30 protein-coding genes, 1 other RNA gene and 1 pseudogene are annotated in these 17492 nt (G+C 41.4%); 27 read left to right on the plus strand and 5 right to left on the minus strand.

Translation table 11 applies throughout. The annotated features are described in order from the left end of the window. Positions 1 to 39 precede the first annotated feature (39 nt). On the minus strand, positions 40 to 459 hold the full coding sequence (locus PUN35_RS19120; RefSeq protein WP_014480905.1) for a helix-turn-helix domain-containing protein: 420 nt from the start codon (positions 457 to 459) through the stop codon (positions 40 to 42). Positions 460 to 488: 29 nt separating this feature from the next. Further along, positions 489 to 896 carry a transcriptional repressor RghR gene (rghR, locus tag PUN35_RS19125; protein WP_003220034.1) on the minus strand — a complete coding sequence of 136 codons (408 nt, stop codon included), beginning with the start codon at positions 894 to 896 and terminating at the stop codon, positions 489 to 491. A gap of 151 nt (positions 897 to 1047) precedes the next feature. On the opposite strand from rghR, the gene PUN35_RS19130 reads away from it, so the two are divergent. Next, positions 1048 to 1281, plus strand: a complete 234-nt coding sequence (locus PUN35_RS19130) for a helix-turn-helix domain-containing protein (RefSeq protein WP_003220031.1) — start codon at positions 1048 to 1050, stop codon at positions 1279 to 1281. Between the two features lie 33 nt (positions 1282 to 1314). On the opposite strand, the gene PUN35_RS19135 is transcribed toward PUN35_RS19130, so the two are convergent. Beyond that, positions 1315 to 2088, minus strand: coding sequence for an alpha/beta fold hydrolase (locus tag PUN35_RS19135; RefSeq protein ID WP_014480904.1), 774 nt, complete (start codon positions 2086 to 2088; stop codon positions 1315 to 1317). Positions 2089 to 2236: 148 nt separating this feature from the next. Here PUN35_RS19135 and secG point away from each other — a divergent pair, with 148 nt between their 5' ends. The 5 genes from secG to ssrA all read left to right on the plus strand — a co-directional run bounded on the left by secG (position 2237) and on the right by ssrA (position 6851). Further along, the gene (gene secG, locus PUN35_RS19140) at positions 2237 to 2467 is read left to right on the plus strand and encodes a preprotein translocase subunit SecG (RefSeq protein WP_003220028.1); all 231 of its coding nucleotides are present in this window, start codon (positions 2237 to 2239) and stop codon (positions 2465 to 2467) included. Positions 2468 to 2598: 131 nt separating this feature from the next. After that, complete coding sequence (locus PUN35_RS19145) at positions 2599 to 3339, plus strand: alpha/beta hydrolase (protein WP_003242610.1); 741 nt, start codon at positions 2599 to 2601, stop codon at positions 3337 to 3339. Between the two features lie 18 nt (positions 3340 to 3357). Beyond that, entirely contained in the window at positions 3358 to 5697 is a 2340-nt protein-coding gene (gene rnr, locus PUN35_RS19150; protein WP_003228386.1) for a ribonuclease R, read from the plus strand. 144 nt (positions 5698 to 5841) lie between these two features. Further along, complete coding sequence (gene smpB, locus PUN35_RS19155; RefSeq protein WP_003220025.1) at positions 5842 to 6312, plus strand: SsrA-binding protein; 471 nt, start codon at positions 5842 to 5844, stop codon at positions 6310 to 6312. A gap of 176 nt (positions 6313 to 6488) precedes the next feature. Then, positions 6489 to 6851, plus strand: a transfer-messenger RNA (tmRNA) gene (gene ssrA / locus PUN35_RS19160). 73 nt (positions 6852 to 6924) lie between these two features. Here the strand turns inward: ssrA and PUN35_RS19165 are convergent. Next, a pseudogene (locus PUN35_RS19165) lies at positions 6925 to 7985 on the minus strand (tyrosine-type recombinase/integrase). Between the two features lie 251 nt (positions 7986 to 8236). On the opposite strand from PUN35_RS19165, the gene PUN35_RS19170 reads away from it, so the two are divergent. Both PUN35_RS19170 and PUN35_RS19175 read left to right on the plus strand, forming a co-directional pair. Further along, the gene (locus PUN35_RS19170; protein ID WP_014480900.1) at positions 8237 to 9337 is read left to right on the plus strand and encodes an AimR family lysis-lysogeny pheromone receptor; all 1101 of its coding nucleotides are present in this window, start codon (positions 8237 to 8239) and stop codon (positions 9335 to 9337) included. 18 nt (positions 9338 to 9355) lie between these two features. After that, positions 9356 to 9484 (plus strand): hypothetical protein, encoded by a 129-nt coding sequence (locus PUN35_RS19175; RefSeq protein WP_014480899.1) that lies wholly within the window; start codon positions 9356 to 9358, stop codon positions 9482 to 9484. Between the two features lie 285 nt (positions 9485 to 9769). On the opposite strand, the gene PUN35_RS19180 is transcribed toward PUN35_RS19175, so the two are convergent. Next, positions 9770 to 10168, minus strand: coding sequence for a helix-turn-helix domain-containing protein (locus tag PUN35_RS19180; RefSeq protein ID WP_014480897.1), 399 nt, complete (start codon positions 10166 to 10168; stop codon positions 9770 to 9772). Positions 10169 to 10402: 234 nt separating this feature from the next. On the opposite strand from PUN35_RS19180, the gene PUN35_RS19185 reads away from it, so the two are divergent. The 19 genes from PUN35_RS19185 (at position 10403) to PUN35_RS19275 (ending at position 17428) form a co-directional block, all read left to right on the plus strand. Next, positions 10403 to 10606, plus strand: a complete 204-nt coding sequence (locus tag PUN35_RS19185; protein WP_014480896.1) for a helix-turn-helix domain-containing protein — start codon at positions 10403 to 10405, stop codon at positions 10604 to 10606. A 51-nt stretch (positions 10607 to 10657) separates the two neighbouring features. Continuing rightward, positions 10658 to 10849 carry a helix-turn-helix transcriptional regulator gene (locus PUN35_RS19190; RefSeq protein ID WP_033881244.1) on the plus strand — a complete coding sequence of 64 codons (192 nt, stop codon included), beginning with the start codon at positions 10658 to 10660 and terminating at the stop codon, positions 10847 to 10849. Positions 10850 to 10873: 24 nt separating this feature from the next. Beyond that, positions 10874 to 11092 carry a hypothetical protein gene (locus PUN35_RS19195; RefSeq protein ID WP_033881245.1) on the plus strand — a complete coding sequence of 73 codons (219 nt, stop codon included), beginning with the start codon at positions 10874 to 10876 and terminating at the stop codon, positions 11090 to 11092. After that, a complete protein-coding gene (locus tag PUN35_RS19200; protein WP_014480895.1) occupies positions 11085 to 11966 on the plus strand; it encodes a phage replisome organizer N-terminal domain-containing protein in 882 nt (293 codons plus the stop codon). The genes PUN35_RS19195 and PUN35_RS19200 overlap by 8 nt, the downstream gene beginning before the upstream one ends. Beyond that, positions 11950 to 12777: a P-loop NTPase family protein gene (locus tag PUN35_RS19205; protein WP_014480894.1), complete on the plus strand. Its 828-nt coding sequence runs from the start codon at positions 11950 to 11952 to the stop codon at positions 12775 to 12777. Before PUN35_RS19200 ends, PUN35_RS19205 begins: the two co-directional genes overlap by 17 nt. 13 nt (positions 12778 to 12790) lie before the next feature. Then, on the plus strand, positions 12791 to 12940 hold the full coding sequence (locus PUN35_RS19210) for a hypothetical protein (protein WP_014480893.1): 150 nt from the start codon (positions 12791 to 12793) through the stop codon (positions 12938 to 12940). Continuing rightward, positions 12937 to 13095 carry a DUF6906 family protein gene (locus PUN35_RS19215; protein WP_003220291.1) on the plus strand — a complete coding sequence of 53 codons (159 nt, stop codon included), beginning with the start codon at positions 12937 to 12939 and terminating at the stop codon, positions 13093 to 13095. Before PUN35_RS19210 ends, PUN35_RS19215 begins: the two co-directional genes overlap by 4 nt. Continuing rightward, on the plus strand, positions 13092 to 13640 hold the full coding sequence (locus PUN35_RS19220; protein ID WP_014480892.1) for a hypothetical protein: 549 nt from the start codon (positions 13092 to 13094) through the stop codon (positions 13638 to 13640). The genes PUN35_RS19215 and PUN35_RS19220 overlap by 4 nt, the downstream gene beginning before the upstream one ends. A 107-nt stretch (positions 13641 to 13747) precedes the next feature. Next, entirely contained in the window at positions 13748 to 13888 is a 141-nt protein-coding gene (locus tag PUN35_RS19225; protein WP_003237439.1) for a BH0509 family protein, read from the plus strand. Between the two features lie 12 nt (positions 13889 to 13900). Further along, complete coding sequence (locus PUN35_RS19230; RefSeq protein WP_014480890.1) at positions 13901 to 14056, plus strand: hypothetical protein; 156 nt, start codon at positions 13901 to 13903, stop codon at positions 14054 to 14056. A 78-nt stretch (positions 14057 to 14134) separates the two neighbouring features. Next, positions 14135 to 14332 (plus strand): XtrA/YqaO family protein, encoded by a 198-nt coding sequence (locus PUN35_RS19235; RefSeq protein WP_003220282.1) that lies wholly within the window; start codon positions 14135 to 14137, stop codon positions 14330 to 14332. A 42-nt stretch (positions 14333 to 14374) separates the two neighbouring features. Continuing rightward, complete coding sequence (locus tag PUN35_RS19240; RefSeq protein ID WP_014480888.1) at positions 14375 to 14737, plus strand: hypothetical protein; 363 nt, start codon at positions 14375 to 14377, stop codon at positions 14735 to 14737. Then, positions 14734 to 15051: a hypothetical protein gene (locus tag PUN35_RS19245; protein ID WP_014480887.1), complete on the plus strand. Its 318-nt coding sequence runs from the start codon at positions 14734 to 14736 to the stop codon at positions 15049 to 15051. Before PUN35_RS19240 ends, PUN35_RS19245 begins: the two co-directional genes overlap by 4 nt. After that, positions 15048 to 15455, plus strand: a complete 408-nt coding sequence (locus PUN35_RS19250; RefSeq protein WP_014480886.1) for a hypothetical protein — start codon at positions 15048 to 15050, stop codon at positions 15453 to 15455. The genes PUN35_RS19245 and PUN35_RS19250 overlap by 4 nt, the downstream gene beginning before the upstream one ends. After that, the gene (locus tag PUN35_RS19255; RefSeq protein ID WP_014480885.1) at positions 15452 to 15709 is read left to right on the plus strand and encodes a YrzE family protein; all 258 of its coding nucleotides are present in this window, start codon (positions 15452 to 15454) and stop codon (positions 15707 to 15709) included. Before PUN35_RS19250 ends, PUN35_RS19255 begins: the two co-directional genes overlap by 4 nt. Positions 15710 to 15826: 117 nt before the next feature. Then, positions 15827 to 16483 (plus strand): dUTP diphosphatase, encoded by a 657-nt coding sequence (locus PUN35_RS19260; RefSeq protein ID WP_014480884.1) that lies wholly within the window; start codon positions 15827 to 15829, stop codon positions 16481 to 16483. Then, positions 16483 to 16815, plus strand: coding sequence for a hypothetical protein (locus PUN35_RS19265; RefSeq protein WP_014480883.1), 333 nt, complete (start codon positions 16483 to 16485; stop codon positions 16813 to 16815). The genes PUN35_RS19260 and PUN35_RS19265 overlap by 1 nt, the downstream gene beginning before the upstream one ends. Next, the gene (locus PUN35_RS19270) at positions 16812 to 17231 is read left to right on the plus strand and encodes a YopX family protein (protein WP_014480882.1); all 420 of its coding nucleotides are present in this window, start codon (positions 16812 to 16814) and stop codon (positions 17229 to 17231) included. Before PUN35_RS19265 ends, PUN35_RS19270 begins: the two co-directional genes overlap by 4 nt. Beyond that, positions 17228 to 17428: a hypothetical protein gene (locus PUN35_RS19275; protein WP_014480881.1), complete on the plus strand. Its 201-nt coding sequence runs from the start codon at positions 17228 to 17230 to the stop codon at positions 17426 to 17428. The genes PUN35_RS19270 and PUN35_RS19275 overlap by 4 nt, the downstream gene beginning before the upstream one ends. The last annotated feature ends 64 nt before the right edge of the window (positions 17429 to 17492 follow it).

The following is a 17492-nucleotide window of genomic DNA, read 5'->3' on the forward strand; positions in this document are numbered from 1 at the left end:
CAAGCGTGATTGATAAAATATAGAAAGAGAAACAGGGGATTATGAGGAAGAGGCGCGTTTTTTTGCTTCTGAAGACAAAAAATCGAAGTATTTGCTGAGATTTTCAATATCCTGCTTTGAGAGATGTTCCCATTTTTGACTATTGAAAATCGGGAGGTGCTCCGCTCCGCGCGTGACAGCCGTCTGGTAAATTTCATAAACGGATTGATAGCTTTCAGATGCTTCGCGGATTTCTTCAGGAAAGGCCTGAATATGGCCTGCGGCGGCCATTAGGTTTTCGTACGGCACTTTCAGGACGGCTGCCAGTTTTTTAATCGTGGCGGGTTTTGGCGTCCCGCGTTTGCCGTTTTCAATTTTTGAAATGGTGGCCGAGCTGATGCCTGAGTACACCGCAAGCTGATTCACTGTCAGTTTGCGGGCGCGGCGCAGCTCCCGTAATTGCTGTCCGAACGGTGACATGGTCTATCGCCTCACATTTCTATCAAGAGTCAGTCATCAGCAGACCGTTTTTTGGCTTCGTCTGAAATAAACGAAAAATAATGATCCAGCATGAGCAAATCTTCTTTATTGAGATATTGCCACTTTTCGTTCTCAAGAAGCGCAAGGTTTTTCAGATCATAAGCCTCCGCTTTTTCAAGCAGCTTGCACTTCGTTTCATAAGGGGCCCTGGCTTCATGCACTTCTTCGATGTAACCAGCCTTGTACATAAGTCCCTCATAAGGAATTTTTAAGGCCTCTGCCAGTTTTTTGATGGTGGCAGGTTTGGGAACGCCCCGTTTTCCGTTTTCGATTCTGGAGATGCCGGCCGCGCTTACGCCTGAATAAGTCGCCAGCTGGTTGACTGTTAACTTTCTCTCTTCACGCAATGCCCGTAATTGTTCGCCAAAGCTTTCCATATATCTCACCCCGTCCCACACTGTTACTCATATTTTAGTATGTTTATTGACTAAAGGGAATAGGTAGACTGGAAATGTATTGACGAAAGTTAACATAAGCCGTAATGTAAAAGTATAGAAAAAAGTTTTTCAGGAATGGAAGGTGAGGAAAGTGCCAGTAGAAAAGATACAGATTAGACGTGATTATGTCTTGCAGTATATGGTTAATAACGATTATTCCCTTAATCAGCTTGCGCTGGAAATCGGAGTCTCACCCGCCACACTGAGCCGCGTGCTGAATGGAGAAAGACGGCCGGGGCAGCTTGTGATCGGTAAAATGCTTCACTATTTTAATTTGAAATTTGAGGATCTTTTTTACTATGATTTTATTGACAAAAGTCAATGAAATGCAGAAAACGCAAGGAGATCCAAGCGTTTTCTATCTTGAATGTTGTGTCAGCACAAACCCTGTCACCAGCTCATTGCACGTTTTCCATTGTTTTGTCGGCAATTGATGTCCCTGATATTCCAATCTGAAAAATTCGGCATGTCTGCACGCTCTTCGGTAATAGCCTGCGTTTGTAAAGGTCCAGTCCCGCAGGCCTCCATACATAAACAGCATTGGCATGTCTAGGCGGGGCAGCTGTTCAATGCAGTTGTAGCCAAGCGAATCCAGATAATACTGATGCCAATGGGCCTGGTCTGCTTTTTTCATATGGTCTGTTAATATGCTGCGAAGCTGTCTGTCTTTTGTGTGGCTGCCAGCGAGGATTTTCATGAGCAAACCGGGGTTTTTTTCAAGCAGATACATTCCCAGTTTGTGCAGCTTCTGGCCGATTACGTTATGAACAGCGGGGTAGGCGCCGGACAGAATAAGGTGTGACACTTTGTCCGGGCGGGTGAAGCCGATATGCTGCGCGATTAAGCCTCCGGCAGAATACCCGAATAACACAGCTTTATCAATGTGCAAAGCGTCCATGAATTGCGCGATCTCGTTTGCGTAATAGGAAATAGACGCTGGCTGATCGATGTGATCACTATCACCGTGGCCGCTTAAATCGGGAAAAATCACCCTGAAATGTTTGGATAGAAGGCGCTGATAATAAAAAACCTTGCGTCCCATGCCCGGCGGGTGGATAAAAATGATAGGGATTCCCTGTCCATATTCTTCATAAAAAAGATGTTTCCTGCTGTCTATGCTGATAAGCGGCATCGCTTTTCTCCTTTGACCTTTTCATATGAATAGGGTAACCAAGATAAAACGTCTTATCCAGCCTTTTGGCGTCTGATACAGCGTGACATGCCAACCCTTTTCATGTAAAATAGAAGTAATGTAGCCAGTGAGTCTGGAGGTGTATGGGATGCACGCAGTTTTGATTACCTTATTGGTTATCGTCAGCATTGCACTTATTATTGTCGTTTTGCTTCAATCCAGTAAAAGCGCCGGATTATCTGGTGCGATTTCAGGCGGAGCGGAGCAGCTCTTCGGGAAACAAAAAGCAAGAGGTCTTGATTTAATTTTGCACCGCATTACGGTAGTGCTGGCAGTCTTGTTTTTCGTGTTAACGATTGCGCTTGCTTATATCCTATAGGGCAATGTTTGTATAAGGTCTGATGTGAAGTCAGGCCTTTTTCACGTTTCTGGATGATATTCAAATCGTTTTTTTCTGATTAAACTGTGGAAAACTAAAATGATCGTGCAGATAGAAAGGGAGACATGAGCATGAAAGTTGTGACACCAAAACCATTTACATTTAAAGGCGGAGACAAAGCGGTGCTTTTGCTGCATGGCTTTACAGGAAATACAGCGGATGTAAGGATGCTGGGACGATATTTGAATGAACGCGGCTATACGTGCCACGCGCCTCAATATGAAGGACATGGCGTCCCGCCTGAAGAACTTGTACATACGGGGCCCGAAGACTGGTGGAAAAACGTAATGGATGGCTATGAATACTTAAAATCTGAAGGCTATGAGAGCATTGCTGCCTGCGGACTGTCGCTTGGCGGGGTTTTTTCGCTGAAATTGGGTTACACTGTACCCATAAAGGGAATTGTCCCAATGTGCGCACCGATGCATATTAAGAGTGAAGAGGTTATGTATCAAGGCGTTCTTTCATACGCTCGCAATTACAAAAAGTTTGAGGGGAAAAGCCCGGAGCAAATTGAAGAGGAAATGAAAGAATTCGAAAAAACGCCGATGAATACCCTCAAGGCACTGCAAGACTTAATTGCTGATGTGCGGAATAATGTCGATATGATTTATTCACCGACATTTGTGGTGCAGGCCCGTCATGACCACATGATTAATACCGAAAGCGCCAATATTATTTACAACGAAGTGGAAACTGATGATAAACAGCTGAAATGGTACGAGGAATCAGGGCATGTCATTACACTCGACAAAGAACGTGACCTCGTCCATCAGGATGTGTATGAATTTTTAGAGAAGCTCGATTGGTAATCAACAGGAGGTCGGATAATGGAAAAAGAAGCATTTATGGAAAAGCTTCTCTCGTTTATGAAGGAAGAGGCGTACAAGCCTCTGACCGTTCAGGAACTTGAGGAGATGTTAAATATTACGGAAGCCGAGGAGTTTAAAGAGCTCGTCAAAGCGTTAGTCGCCTTGGAAGAAAAAGGGCTTATCGTACGGACGAGAAGCGACCGCTACGGCATTCCGGAGAAGATGAATTTAATAAAAGGAAAGATTTCAGCCCATGCGAAAGGATTCGCCTTTTTGCTGCCTGAGGATACGTCGTTAAGTGATGTGTTTATTCCGCCTAATGAGCTAAATACGGCAATGAACGGCGATATCGTCATGGTGCGTCTGAACTCACAGTCAAGCGGCTCCAGGCAGGAAGGAACCGTCATACGGATTTTAGAAAGAGCGATTCAGCGGGTTGTCGGCACGTATACAGAAACGAGAAACTTCGGCTTTGTCATTCCGGACGACAAAAAAATCACGAGTGACATCTTCATTCCGAAAAATGGGAAAAATGGAGCTGCGGAAGGGCATAAGGTTGTTGTCAAGCTGACGAGCTATCCTGAAGGCCGCATGAACGCAGAGGGTGAGGTTGAAACCATTCTCGGCCACAAAAACGACCCGGGCATTGATATTTTATCAGTCATTCATAAGCACGGCCTGCCGGGAGAATTTCCAGCTGACGCGATGGAACAGGCATCAAGTACGCCTGACACGATTGATGAAAAAGATCTGAAAGACCGCCGTGATCTCCGTGACCAGGTGATTGTCACCATTGATGGTGCGGATGCGAAGGATTTGGATGATGCAGTTACCGTGACGAAGCTTGATGATGGAAGCTACAAGCTTGGCGTTCACATAGCTGATGTCAGCCATTACGTAACCGAAAACTCGCCGATTGACAAAGAAGCGCTTGAAAGAGGGACAAGTGTGTATCTGGTTGACCGTGTCATCCCGATGATTCCGCACAGATTGTCAAACGGCATCTGCTCCTTAAATCCAAAGGTTGACCGCCTGACGCTTTCTTGTGAAATGACAATTAACAGTCAGGGACAGGTGACAGAGCACGAGATATTCCAAAGTGTCATCAAAACAACGGAAAGAATGACATATTCAGATGTGAATAAAATTCTTGTTGACGATGATGAAGAGCTGAAACAAAAATACGAGCCTCTTGTTCCGATGTTCAAAGACATGGAGCGTCTGGCTCAAATTCTGCGCGATAAGCGGATGGACCGCGGCGCCGTTGACTTTGATTTCAAAGAAGCAAAGGTGCTTGTTGATGACGAAGGAGCGGTTAAAGACGTTGTGATCAGAGAACGCTCTGTCGCCGAGAAGCTGATTGAAGAATTTATGCTTGTAGCAAACGAAACAGTGGCGGAGCATTTCCATTGGATGAACGTCCCGTTTATATACCGGATTCACGAAGAGCCGAATGCTGAAAAGCTGCAAAAGTTTTTAGAATTTGTGACGACATTTGGCTATGTGGTGAAAGGAACGGCGGGGAATATTCATCCGCGCGCGTTGCAAAGCATTCTGGACGCTGTGCGTGACAGACCAGAGGAAACGGTTATATCTACTGTTATGCTCCGTTCGATGAAACAGGCGAAATACGACCCGCAAAGCTTGGGGCACTTCGGTCTGTCAACGGAATTCTATACGCATTTCACATCGCCGATCCGCCGTTATCCGGACTTAATCGTTCACCGCCTGATCCGAACGTATTTGATCAACGGCAAAGTCGATGAAGCGACTCAGGAAAAGTGGGCTGAACGCCTGCCGGATATCGCCGAACATACATCATCAATGGAGCGCCGTGCAGTTGACGCCGAGCGTGAGACGGATGATCTGAAAAAAGCGGAATACATGCTTGATAAAATCGGTGAAGAGTTTGACGGCATGATCAGCTCTGTGACAAACTTCGGAATGTTCGTCGAGCTGCCGAATACAATTGAAGGACTCGTCCACGTCAGCTTTATGACAGATGACTACTACCGATTTGACGAACAGCATTTCGCAATGATCGGCGAGCGGACAGGCAACGTCTTCCGCATCGGGGATGAAATCACAGTCAAGGTTGTCGATGTCAATAAAGATGAGCGCAATATCGACTTTGAAATTGTCGGCATGAAGGGCACTCCGCGGCGTCCGAGAGAATTGGACAGCAGCCGGAGCAGAAAACGCGGAAAGCCTGCCAGAAAACGTGTTCAAAGCACCAATACACCTGTGTCTCCAGCTCCGTCTGAGGAAAAAGGGGAGTGGTTCACTAAGCCGAAGAAGAAAAAGAAAAAACGCGGCTTCCAGAATGCTCCGAAACAGAAACGGAAAAAGAAGAAATAGCAGCTCAACCAGCAAATAGGGCCGCAGCGCTCTATTTGCTTTCTTTCGGAAACAGCTTTTCATTGTAGCAGTACGTGACATTTGGTAAAATAGAGCGTATCGCAAAAGGTGGACAGTTTTTCCTTAGAGAGAGGAGGTTCTGGCATGCCAAAAGGGTCAGGAAAAGTATTATCTCAAAATAAGAAAGCCAATCACGATTATTTTATAGAAGAAACCTATGAAACAGGCATCGTTCTGCAAGGAACCGAAATCAAATCGATTCGCGCCGGCCGCGTAAACCTTAAGGATTCCTTCGCCAAAATCGAACGGGGAGAAGTGTTTCTCCACAATATGCACGTCAGCCCATATGAGCAGGGAAACCGCTATAACCATGATCCGCTTCGGACAAGAAAGCTGTTAATGCACCGCAAGGAGATTAATAAGCTGATCGGGTTAACAAAGGAAAAAGGCTATTCTCTCGTTCCGCTGAAGCTGTATTTAAAAAACGGCTTTGCCAAAGTGCTTCTCGGCCTTGGAAAAGGGAAGAAGAACTATGACAAACGGGAAGATCTGAAGCGCAAGGACGCGAAGCGGGAAATCGAAAGAGCGTTCAGAGACAGTCAAAAAGGCTTCTAAAGGCATAGTGCTTGATTCGAAAATCAGGCCTGTGCTATACTGTGTTCATGATCAGATCACGACGCCATTCATTTGAAGGATTTGACAATTGAAAAGAGCCGTGATCATGTTATAATAAGACTATAGCCAGTTTGAGTGAAAGCTTGATATTTTCTCCCGTATTTCCCTTATACCAAGGGGACGTTACGGATTCGACAGGGATGGATCGAGCTTGAGCTGCGAGCCGAGAGGCGATCTCGTAAACACGCACTTAAATATAACTGGCAAAACTAACAGTTTTAACCAAAACGTAGCATTAGCTGCCTAATAAGCGCAGCGAGCTCTTCCTGACATTGCCTATGTGTCTGTGAAGAGCACATCCAAGTAGGCTACGCTTGCGTTCCTGTCTGAGAACGTAAGAAGAGATGAACAGACTAGCTCTCGGAAGGCCCGCCCGCAGGCAAGAAGATGAGTGAAACCATAAATATGCAGGCTACGCTCGTAGACGCTTAAGTAATCGATGTTTCTGGACGTGGGTTCGACTCCCACCGTCTCCATACATATGTTGAAACCACAGTGTTATCAAGGGTTTAAGCGCCCTTGATAACAGCGTGGCAACATTTTGGCAACATTTTAGAAATTTTCTTTGTCCATAAGCTCAACTATTTCTTTTTGGGCTGAGGGGTAAAGGTGGCTATATGTGTTCAATGTTTCAGCCACATTTTTGTGTCCTAATCTTTGGGCTATGACGAGAGGATTACATCTCTTATGGATTAAGTATGACGCGTGAGAGTGTCTAAATTCATGTATAAGAATCCTTTTGACTCCAGACAATTTTAAGTATTTTTCGTATCGTCTATCTATTGTACTGGTTGCAATGCTATCATAGAATGAACCAAAAACTCTATACTCAGGTTTGACCGGTGCTATTTTTTCGGCGCTTTTTTTTATGCCTTTTAATAATTCCATAACTTTTTGAGGCATTGGATTAATTCGAATGGACGATTTAGTTTTAGGAGTAGTAACAATCCGATTGTATTCAGTTTTATTTATGTCAATTAGGTTATTATCGAAATCCACATCAGCCCAAGTCAATGCCAACATTTCTCCTTTCCTTGCCCCGCTGAAATACAGGGTCGTGAAAAATGCTCTGTACAATTCATCGTCAACCACTGAAATAAACTTCTTGAATTCATCAAACTCCCAATAATTCAATCTTTTATTTACTTCCATTTCAAAATTCCCTGCAATTTTTGCGGGGTTATTTTTCGTGCCATGAAACTTTATGGAGAAGTTAAATACAGCTGACAACGTTGTATGAATTTTTTTAAGAAGTCTGGTGCAAATTTATCTATTATTTTGCTTTGATACAGCATGACTTTTTTAGGTGTAATTGAGTCTACCTGAGTATTGCCAAACTCATGGATTAGATGGTTGTAAAGAATGTTTTTTATAACGTTAACAGAGGATTCTTTTCGTCGTGCTCTATACCAAGCGAAATAACTGTCAGCTGCTTCTTTGAAAGTTATATCAGAGGAATCATCTATCTCGATTAAAAATTTAGCTTCAGCTTCTTTCGCTGCTTTTTTTGTTTTAAATCCACGTTTTCTAGCCTGCTTTACACTGCCGTCCTCTCGCTGTACCCGGGTGGTAAAAAAGTATGTGTTTGTTTTCTTATCTTTGTATACCGGCAAAGTGATTCCATCCTTTCTAATCACTAATTCACAATATTAAGATAGCACTAGTTTTAAAACTTTAAAAGAAATTTTTACATAATTCATGAGAAAATAGACGGAATATTCAATACTTTTTGTTACAAATATGGTATAATTAAGTATAGGAATATTTTTCTTTAAAAATATTGCAAAATTCTAAATATTTTCGTCAGTATTCGACAATTTTCTATTTGCGCTTATGTTAAATTTAAGTTGAAAAGGTGATTATAGTGAACACGGTAGCAACAAGAGACATAAGGGGACATCTAAGAGAACTGATAAAATCATCGGGAGAAAAACAAATCACTGTCGCTGCTAATATAGGGATTAGCGAGGGATACCTTAGCAAATTCTTTAATGGGAAAGAGATTAATTTTTGGATGGTAAGAAATATTGTTCTGTACTTGGATAGCGAAAATGAAACTGAGTTAATGAGAAGGTATTGTTTAGACGGAGTAAAAAAGAAGAATTACCCTGCTGCATTAGAATATTGTTATGCTAAGAGACTATTTTCGGTTGTGGAAACCTTGATTGATAGACAAATTGAAAAAGACGGAAAACTCAATTCTTGGTCTAAAATCTATAAATTTATACTTGAAAATAGATTGTCGCTTGGAAGTTTGGAGTATACACAAAGGCTTAATGAGCTTAAATCAGATTGCCATGATACGAAAACCTTACTACTTATCTTAGAAATGTACGCTAATTTTCAAAGCAGAAAGTATGAACTAACTCTCGACAAAATCAAAAAAATTAAAAAGCTCATCAGTAGAATATCTGATCCGTTTTTAAAATTAGCGTTCTCTGCTCGTTTAGAAGAGGTTTCTGTGAATATATATTTAAAGCAAGATAACGCTGTGTATAAAGCGAGGGAAGCTGCTCATTCTCTTCACGAGAAAAATCTTAGTGTGAATTTAAATTTGACTGCACTGTACATATTAGCGTTGTCCTATATGAACGAGTCTTATTTTGTATCTTATGAATACTATAAGAAATGCATTAAATTACTCGACCAATTTCCAGACCGGATTAAAGAACTGACACAAAATAAAGAAGAAATAGCAATCCTACAACGGTACTGGGGAAAAGAGATTTCTACAGAATATCAGGTGACTACTTTCGCTAAGGCATTAGCAACACAGGACTCATTAAGCTCTTATTATGAGCATGATTTCTATAAAAGGTATGCTCTACTCTTTGACGGAATTAAAGAAGAGTCTGCAGAAAAGTTATTGCTGTCTCTATCTTTTTTCTCTCAGCAAAAAGATCAATTTCGATCAACCCTGCCAAAAATATACTTGATAAAATTAGGATTTAATTTTAATATTTAGTAGCAGGAGGTGTTGAAGATGAAAAAAATGATGGTAGTCTTAATCTTGGCGTTCGGTATACTGTCCTTAGGTGTTACAAATGGAGCATTAAACCATTCTAATGCAGAAGGCGAATTCCAAACAGCCGAGATTATTGTAGGCGCATAATTTCATCAACACCCTCGAAAAGCAAATATAATTTCAAAAAAGACGTTGCCAGCAATGGCATCGTCTTTCGTGCTTTTTGGGGAAATTTCCTGTTTTCAAAAAAAACGAAAACAGGAAATTCTTTTAAAAGTATTTGTTTTGATAACATTTTAAAATATAATGGAACATATGTTCTGTATAAATTGGGGGATGCAACATGAAAATCACTTTTGAAAATCTTATTGATAATTTGAGAAAGGAGATTAATAAAGAAAAGGAAAAGGTAAATGACCGAAAAGAGGCAGTTTAGTCCTTATCGTTCATATAACTTTCCTTTAATTTCCTTAACTCTTTCAAGTGTTGAATCACTATTTGTAACTCTTCTTCTGTTATTTTGCTACCGTTCTCGTGCACTATATTGAGTTTTTTTAGATCGTCGACTGTAATGCTTTTTTGTGCGAGTAACTTTTTCTCCGGGTCAGTAAAGCTATCCAAGCTTTCTTCATCAAAAAATAAATATGATTTATGAACATTAAAGTAATCAGCAATTTTCTCAATAACCTTCAACGAAGGCACTTGAGTATTGTTTTCTATTCTTGATAAATAACTCTGAGAAATTCCGATTTCCTTAGCTGCCTCATCCACAGTCTTTTTCTTTTCGGTTCTCAGACGTTTAACGGCATGTCCAATTTTCTTACTTTCCATGCTTAACCACCTTTTCATCTAAGGGATAAAGGATAAACAAATTGAATTTAATGTCAAAAATAAATTGACTTTAAATTCAAATTTAAAGTCAATGATACAAATAATGATATAAATATTATATCATAGCAACTTTCCGGACGGGAATATTGTATTGAAAAAAATACTTGCCACGAATATTCCTGTGTGGTATATTTTGAATATATTCCTGATAAGAATAATTTGGAGGGGTTAATTTTGATAGACTTATCTGAACTTGGTCATATGATCAGGAAAAAAAGAAAAGAGAGCGGTCTTTCTCAAACAGTTTTCGCAGAAAAGATCGGCTGTACTGGTTCTTATGTTTCACGGTTAGAAAACGGAAAGGTTTCGCCTACCTTAAAAAGCCTAGAACAAATTTCGCAAACATTAAATATCAAAGCGAAACTTTTTTTTGACTAGTTTCATACCTGTCAGGAATATAATTAGACTGAGGAGGCGTTTAATGGAGTTATGTACTTAAATCTTTTTGTTGCTAGGAAAGAAAAAAGAAAATCCCAACGTGAAATTGCTGAAGTTTTGAATATTAGTCCGCAGACCTATCACTTAAAGGAATCCGGTAAAAGTGATTTTCTTTTGGCGGAAGCGCGAGTTTTGGCCCAACTTTTCGAGCGGTCTATAGATGATCTGTTCAAAGTGAGCTAAATCGCGGTAAGGAGGTAAAATGCCATGTATTTAATTAGTCAAGTATGGTCGAAAGCAAAATTCCATACGGTTATAAGCGAATCAGAATCATTGCATCAGAAAGCTTTATGTAAGTTAGAGGCACAGGGCGGCAAAGTGGTTAGAACCGAAAGGATAGATAATGCATTGGGGTCAGTAATCGTCAATGGTAAGAGATCAGTTTGGCCTTTAACTAAATCAGAGAGGGCTGAACAAAATGTCTGAGGTAAAGTGGATCAAGTTAAGCACCCAGATGTTTGAGGACGAAAAAATTAAGTTGATAGAGCAAATGCCTGAATCAGATACGATTTTAATTATTTGGGTCAAATTGCTTTCTCAAGCTGGGAAAACCAATGCTTCTGGATACATTTATTTAAGCGAAAACATCCCTTATACAGAAGAAATGCTTGCAGCTATTTTCGGACGTCCTTTAGGTACAGTAAGGCTTGCTCTGCAAACGTTTAGACAATTTGGAATGATTGACATTACTGATGACAATTACATTTCAATTTCAAATTGGGAGAAGTATCAAAATCTTGACAGGTTGGAAGAAATCAGGGAACAAAACAGAATAAGAAAGCAGAGACAAAGGGCTAAGCAAAAGCTTTTATCTGTTGATAAAGGTATGTCACGTGACGTCACGGAACAAGTCACGTCGAGTCACGCAACAGATATAGATAAAGAATTAGATATAGATAAAGAAAAAGAATTAAAAGATATATTGTCGGGTAACCCCGACGACACGTCCTCTTCAAAAAAAGCAAAAGAGGACATTCCATACAAACTGATCATTGATCTGCTGAACAAAGTAGCAGGTACACGATACCGTCATACTACTGACAAAACAAGAAAACTTATAAAAAAACTTTGGAAAGACGGTTTTCGCTTTGAAGATTTCAAACACGTCATCCTAGTAAAAACAGAGGAATGGCTTCATGACCCTGCTATGAATAAGTTTCTGCGTCCTGAAACATTGTTCGGTACAAAATTCGAGTCTTATTTAAACCAAAAAGGAGGCTTATCACATGGAGGAAATCACAAGGGAGCGGGCAGCCGCAGTCAAGGGCGAAATATCTCGGAGGATGACATTCCATACTGATGAGGCTGGAAATCCTGTCTACTGCAATAAACACACAAGAATTATCGGCGGCGAAGAAAAGCCTTATCCAGTTCAACTGATGAAGCTGCGTGACGGCTCAGTGAAATGCCCAATGTGTGAAAGGGAACAGCGCAATAAGGAGATCGAACAAGAAGCTGAGGCGTGGCGCCGGCAGGTAGAGAGAAAGGTTCTTTCTACACATTCACTAATCGCTGATCCAACTCTGGTAAATGCAACATTCGAAACCTTTCATTGTTACAACAAAGAGGATACACAGAACAAACGCCGGATGCTTGAATTGGTTGATCAAATCAAAGCGGGCGTGATCATGAACATTTTTTTAACTGGCGAGTCAAATGCCGGGAAGAGTCACTTGGCAATATCAGCTCTTAAAGAACTGAACAAAAAGAGTCCAGAAGAGTATGCAAAATCAGCTCTTTTCGTTAATAGTGACGCACTCATGCGGCGTATTAAAAATTCTTTCAAAGATGATTCGGAAAAGCTTACGGAGTCCAAGGCAATCGAACTGCTTACAAGAGTCGACTACCTTGTTATTGATGACTTAGGGAGCGAAGTGGGCGACACAGATAATGAGAACAGGGCGGCATCTGATTTCATTTCAAGAGTTTGGTATGGAGTCTCTACTGGCAGACAAGGCAAGGTGACCATAGTGACAACCAATCTTACCGGCGTTGCTTTAGCAAAGCTTTATGACAGAAAGACCGTCAACCGACTTACAGCCCATCTTGAACAAATTGATTTTGTCGAGAAGCAAAAGAACAAAGGGCGTAAGACACCGGCTTTGCCTTAAGGGGGTGAGATAAGTGGTACAAGCAGTGATGCCCGGCGTTTGGGAGCTCAAGCCAGAACGGAAGCTTACTGACGCTGAACGAAAACAAGAGGTTAATAAACTTATTGCTCTCATTGATCAGAAAATTGCTGACTATCAAAACTTTAGGAGGAATGCAGTTTGAAACACGGTAAACGCCCAACACGCGCGCAAAAGGACATCATCAAGCAAAACGGTTTAAATCCAAACAACTGGCTGGTTTCTAAAAACCTGCAGCATGAACAGAGATTGATCATTGTTCATCGGTATACCGGGACGGTAAGGAAGTGTTTGGCATGAGCGTTGCGGTTCTTGCTGATCGGTTAGAAATCGCTTTGACTGATCTTAATTTTGAATGGTCATTGGTGCAAATGAGTCAGGTTGTTGATTATTGGTACGACGGCAAATCCATTTATGACATGGCGGAGCTGCTGAATAGAAAGCCAGATGAAATCATTTTGCTGATTGTTGACTTTGCAAGAGGTCGCGTGCTCCCGCCACGTCCTTATGGGTTAAATGCAAATAAACGAATTTCAATCAAGAGAACGCACCTGAAAGGTAAAAAAGATAATCTGCGGCGGTTCGTGCAGGATAGCCCGGTGTATATACCATTCATTGAAAAAAACTTTGTCTGGAATGATTCGGAGATCAAGCGGTTTCGTGAAATGTGGGAAGCCAATGAGTCTATTATCTGTATTTCAGAGGAGCTTAATAGAGACATAGACGAAGTGCTGTTCCTCGTTATGGATCAAGCCAGCAGGGACTTCATTCAGCCACGAATGAATGGACTTCTCGGAAAGGATGCGACGGAACATGATCTTATCAGGCAGCGCCTTCCCTTTTGAGAAAGCAACCATTCACCAACTTATGGTCATTGTGCGGTATGAAGAATGTCCGCCTGACTATAAAAATGCTGCGATGCAATTATTAATCAAGAAGGGAGCGGAGACCGTTGGAATGGACAGAACGTCAGCACTTGATTGAGTGGCTCACTATCTTGGGCGGATATGGAAAAGCATTTCTGGAACGCCAGTCAGACGATGAAATTGAGACACTTTACAACCTGCGTATCAAACAATTGAACGAAGAGTAAGGAGGCGAGGACATGACAGAGAATAAAAACTTACGTCAGCATGGAGAAGTCATTACATGGGTTATGACGGAAGAGGAGCGTTTGGAGTATATAAAAAAACATCCAATCATCCCAACGGAAGAACCACAGACAAAGCTGCAAGTTTTCCCGATGAACGATTGGATGTAATGATGGTCATTTAGTAAATGCCACCGTATGGAAAATAGAAACTCAACACTTTTATTATACCATACGGGGGCGTTTATAGTGAACTGTCCAAAACATATAGAAAATCTGGAACAGGTACTTAATCAAATTGAAAATGACAAAAATTACGTCATTGTGATTGACGGAAACAATAAATCATTCAAGTTAACGGAAATGCCAGAGCACGGGAAAACAATCGTGCAAACGTCAAAAGGCAATCTTTCAAGAATTGATTTTGAAATCGGATATAAAATGTGACGCAGAGGGGCCGGTCCTCTCTGCGATATGGGAGGAACGGACATGGATAAATTGCAGGAAATTAAAGCGCGTATTTCAAAACTGAAAGGCTATGAAAATGCTAAGCCAACAGATCAATACTGGATGGCTAAGGAGCATATTGATTTTCTGATTGATCGGACTGAACTGTCTGTTAAACAGCAGGAAATCATTGAGGAAAACAAACGCCAGCAGGAAGTAACGGTTCATCAATTCCGGCAGGCTCAGAAAGAAATTCAGCGGATCACTAAAGAGAGTGATGGTTTCAAACAAGCATTAGAAAAAATCGCTACTCTCAAGCCTTCTACTAACAATGATATCAACGCTTGCAACTTTCAATTTGCAATTACTACAGCCAATTTGGCATTGGAAGGTGATGCGGAATGAAAGAGTATCTAATTTTAACCACTAGATATAAAGACTTACATTTCGGTGGCAGTGTTCATTTGTTTTGGGGGATCAATAGCAGCGGATACACAGCTATTCTACAGCGTGCAGGACTTTATACAAAAGAAGAGGCCTTTAAAATCGGTAAGCATTCTGAGGGTCAGGACATACCGGTTCACTTCTCAAAATTCGGATTTGACCGTGCTTTCTTTGAAACAAAAGAACGTTTTGTACAAATGCCTGTTCTGTATTCAATATCTGAGGACTCTAAAAAGATCATTGCTGACTGGCAAAAGGATGGTGCTGCGGAATGAAAATTACAGTAGACAAAAAAGTGAAGAAGTTCTATCTAGCCCTTAGTAATACACGTAAGCCAGAGGATGGCAAATGGAAGCCGGCGGTTGGTCATGAAATTCAAGTTGGAAAATATCGTTTCTGTGCTATTCCATCGTTTGATCATATTAACGTATCAGAGGTAACAACCGGACTACAGGTTCTTAAAATTCCGATGACCTCTAAAATCTATCAGATGACACTCGACAAAGAAGACACGTTGAAATTTTTCGAGAGCGTTGGTAAGGATTTAATCAAAATCATCAATAAGCACAGTGCGGCTGTTTTTGATAAATGTCTTATGGAGCAAAAAAAGCACATGTTCAGCAGGCTTGGCGAAATGCCACCGGTTGAAGTTTTTGACATGGAGGAGGATGCAAAATGATCCCTCTACAAGTAGAGCTTCAGCGGGCAGTCAAAGCCACGAAAGACGAAGCGATGACAGTTGAGCAGGCTGCGGAATATTTGAAAGTGCATCCAGATTACATACCGGTGCTTGTGGCAAAGTCAGACGATCTGAAAATGATCGGCGATGAAACAATCATTGCAAAGCGTGATAAGACGAATGGCTGGCTTCTCGGTGGGATCGTGGCGGTTTTATTCTTTGCAATTGCGGTTCTGCCGGGGATAGGGGGATGACAGCATGATCGAATACAGCTGCCCTGAATGTGGTCACAACGAATTAGATATAAAAATCCGCCCAGATGCTTGCTGCCCGAAATGCGGCTGCAGCATGGGCGTTGAGGAGGAAATAGCGTGAATCTACAAAAAATGTTCGAAATGCAAAAGGCGCTTGATGATCGGATCATCAAAGAGAAGGGGCTGGAAGGTCAGGACTTGCTGCCAAACCTCATTCTTGCATTACAAGTGGAGCTGGCCGAGTGTGCGAATGAATGGCGCGGCTTTAAGCATTGGAGCAATGACCGGGAGCCACGTACAAAAATAGAACATTTTTGCCCTACATGCGAAGGCACTGGCGATGAAAACCACGATATTAATTTGCAATATCTCGAAGAAGGACATGCAGCTGAACCATATTCCAAATGCCAAGACTGCAACGGCTCTGGAAAGATAGGTGAATCGAACCCACTGCTTGAGGAATACGTGGACTGCCTGCATTTTATCTTGAGCATCGGGAACCGGCTTGGCTGGAATGACACTGACACCATAGATGATGTAGTCGTACAGCATTTAATATCTGACAAAGAGTTTGACACAGCAAAAACATTCTCTTGCTTGTTATCCATTGCTTATGGATTCCATTTCAGCAATGTGGAAAAGCGGACATATATCAGCTTGTTTACAACGTTCTTTGAATTAGGCAACAAGCTCGGCTTTAAATGGGAACAAATCGAAGCTGCATACATGGACAAAAACGCCGTCAATCATCAGCGGCAGCAGGAGGGGTATTGATGAACCACACTGACAACCCGATCATTTCAGCTTTACAAACAATTGAAGGAGGAAGAACAATGAATTTCTATGAAATCACTGAACCATATTACGCACTTCTCAAAGCGGAAGACAAGGCCGAAGCCGAGAAAATTTACATTGAGAACGTCGCCGACACGGACGATTACGATAATTTTCAAGATGAAGAAATCAATGAGGTAAGCCGTGATTATGCCCTTAGTGAATACAAAAGAATTATGGAGAAATATGGCGAAACCAATCATCATCTGATTATGGAAACGTTCAATGTTCCGGCGGGTGAAATGCTTATTTGGGACGGTTCACTAGAATGAACACAGCATACAGAGTTTGGGACGGCGAGCATATGCATTATTGGGATGATGAAGGGATAAAGTTGTTAATTGAGGGAGATAAGTGGACTTTATATCTTGAAGTTGCCACAGGTCATTTGCTTGATGTCGCGGATAGTGAAGATGGGAAGTCCGTTCTCATGTGGGGCACAGGGTCGAAGGATAAGAAAGGTAAGGATATATATCAAAAGGATATTACTGAGGAATCCTATATACATCCTATGTCTAAGGAGAATATCATTGATCGTTATGTAATAGAGCGAAAAAACGGATTTGACAGAATTGAACACGTTAGTGGAAAAGAAGGTTTTTACAGACACTTATGGTTACGAACTGATGAAGTTGAAGTCATCGGCGATGTATTTCAAAATCCTGATTTATTGGAGGGCGCGGAGTGAGTGAATACATTATAAAAGTCGGCAAACACGATTATTATGTGAAAGACTATAGGTTCAGCGCTTTAAATGGAGACATAGGATTGATGTTAACAGAAAGAATGGAAGAAGCGTACAAATGGGATGATCTAACCGAAGGCAGCTGCGAATCCCTTGCGTTTTTTATTGGAGGTAAAGTAATACCAAGTAATTTAGCTTAGAAAAATAAATATAAGTCCAAGATGGAGACGCCTGCGGACACTAATCACTGTACAGAGAATATCT

The organism is Bacillus sp. N3378-2at (assembly GCF_033412715.1).
GTDB lineage: Bacteria > Bacillota > Bacilli > Bacillales > Bacillaceae > Bacillus > Bacillus subtilis.

Bases quoted from the DNA above. Each gene is read 5' to 3' on its own strand.
- PUN35_RS19120 (WP_014480905.1), bottom strand. From the start codon at position 459: ATGTCACCGTTCGGACAGCAATTACGGGAGCTGCGCCGCGCCCGCAAA.
- rghR (WP_003220034.1), bottom strand. From the start codon at position 896: ATGGAAAGCTTTGGCGAACAATTACGGGCATTGCGTGAAGAGAGAAAG.
- PUN35_RS19135 (WP_014480904.1), bottom strand. From the start codon at position 2,088: ATGCCGCTTATCAGCATAGACAGCAGGAAACATCTTTTTTATGAAGAA.
- secG (WP_003220028.1), top strand. From the start codon at position 2,237: ATGCACGCAGTTTTGATTACCTTATTGGTTATCGTCAGCATTGCACTT.
- PUN35_RS19145 (WP_003242610.1), top strand. From the start codon at position 2,599: ATGAAAGTTGTGACACCAAAACCATTTACATTTAAAGGCGGAGACAAA.
- rnr (WP_003228386.1), top strand. From the start codon at position 3,358: ATGGAAAAAGAAGCATTTATGGAAAAGCTTCTCTCGTTTATGAAGGAA.
- smpB (WP_003220025.1), top strand. From the start codon at position 5,842: ATGCCAAAAGGGTCAGGAAAAGTATTATCTCAAAATAAGAAAGCCAAT.
- PUN35_RS19175 (WP_014480899.1), top strand. From the start codon at position 9,356: ATGAAAAAAATGATGGTAGTCTTAATCTTGGCGTTCGGTATACTGTCC.
- PUN35_RS19180 (WP_014480897.1), bottom strand. From the start codon at position 10,168: ATGGAAAGTAAGAAAATTGGACATGCCGTTAAACGTCTGAGAACCGAA.
- PUN35_RS19190 (WP_033881244.1), top strand. From the start codon at position 10,658: ATGTACTTAAATCTTTTTGTTGCTAGGAAAGAAAAAAGAAAATCCCAA.
- PUN35_RS19195 (WP_033881245.1), top strand. From the start codon at position 10,874: ATGTATTTAATTAGTCAAGTATGGTCGAAAGCAAAATTCCATACGGTT.
- PUN35_RS19200 (WP_014480895.1), top strand. From the start codon at position 11,085: ATGTCTGAGGTAAAGTGGATCAAGTTAAGCACCCAGATGTTTGAGGAC.
- PUN35_RS19205 (WP_014480894.1), top strand. From the start codon at position 11,950: ATGACATTCCATACTGATGAGGCTGGAAATCCTGTCTACTGCAATAAA.
- PUN35_RS19220 (WP_014480892.1), top strand. From the start codon at position 13,092: ATGAGCGTTGCGGTTCTTGCTGATCGGTTAGAAATCGCTTTGACTGAT.
- PUN35_RS19230 (WP_014480890.1), top strand. From the start codon at position 13,901: ATGACAGAGAATAAAAACTTACGTCAGCATGGAGAAGTCATTACATGG.
- PUN35_RS19240 (WP_014480888.1), top strand. From the start codon at position 14,375: ATGGATAAATTGCAGGAAATTAAAGCGCGTATTTCAAAACTGAAAGGC.
- PUN35_RS19245 (WP_014480887.1), top strand. From the start codon at position 14,734: ATGAAAGAGTATCTAATTTTAACCACTAGATATAAAGACTTACATTTC.
- PUN35_RS19250 (WP_014480886.1), top strand. From the start codon at position 15,048: ATGAAAATTACAGTAGACAAAAAAGTGAAGAAGTTCTATCTAGCCCTT.
- PUN35_RS19255 (WP_014480885.1), top strand. From the start codon at position 15,452: ATGATCCCTCTACAAGTAGAGCTTCAGCGGGCAGTCAAAGCCACGAAA.
- PUN35_RS19265 (WP_014480883.1), top strand. From the start codon at position 16,483: ATGAACCACACTGACAACCCGATCATTTCAGCTTTACAAACAATTGAA.
- PUN35_RS19270 (WP_014480882.1), top strand. From the start codon at position 16,812: ATGAACACAGCATACAGAGTTTGGGACGGCGAGCATATGCATTATTGG.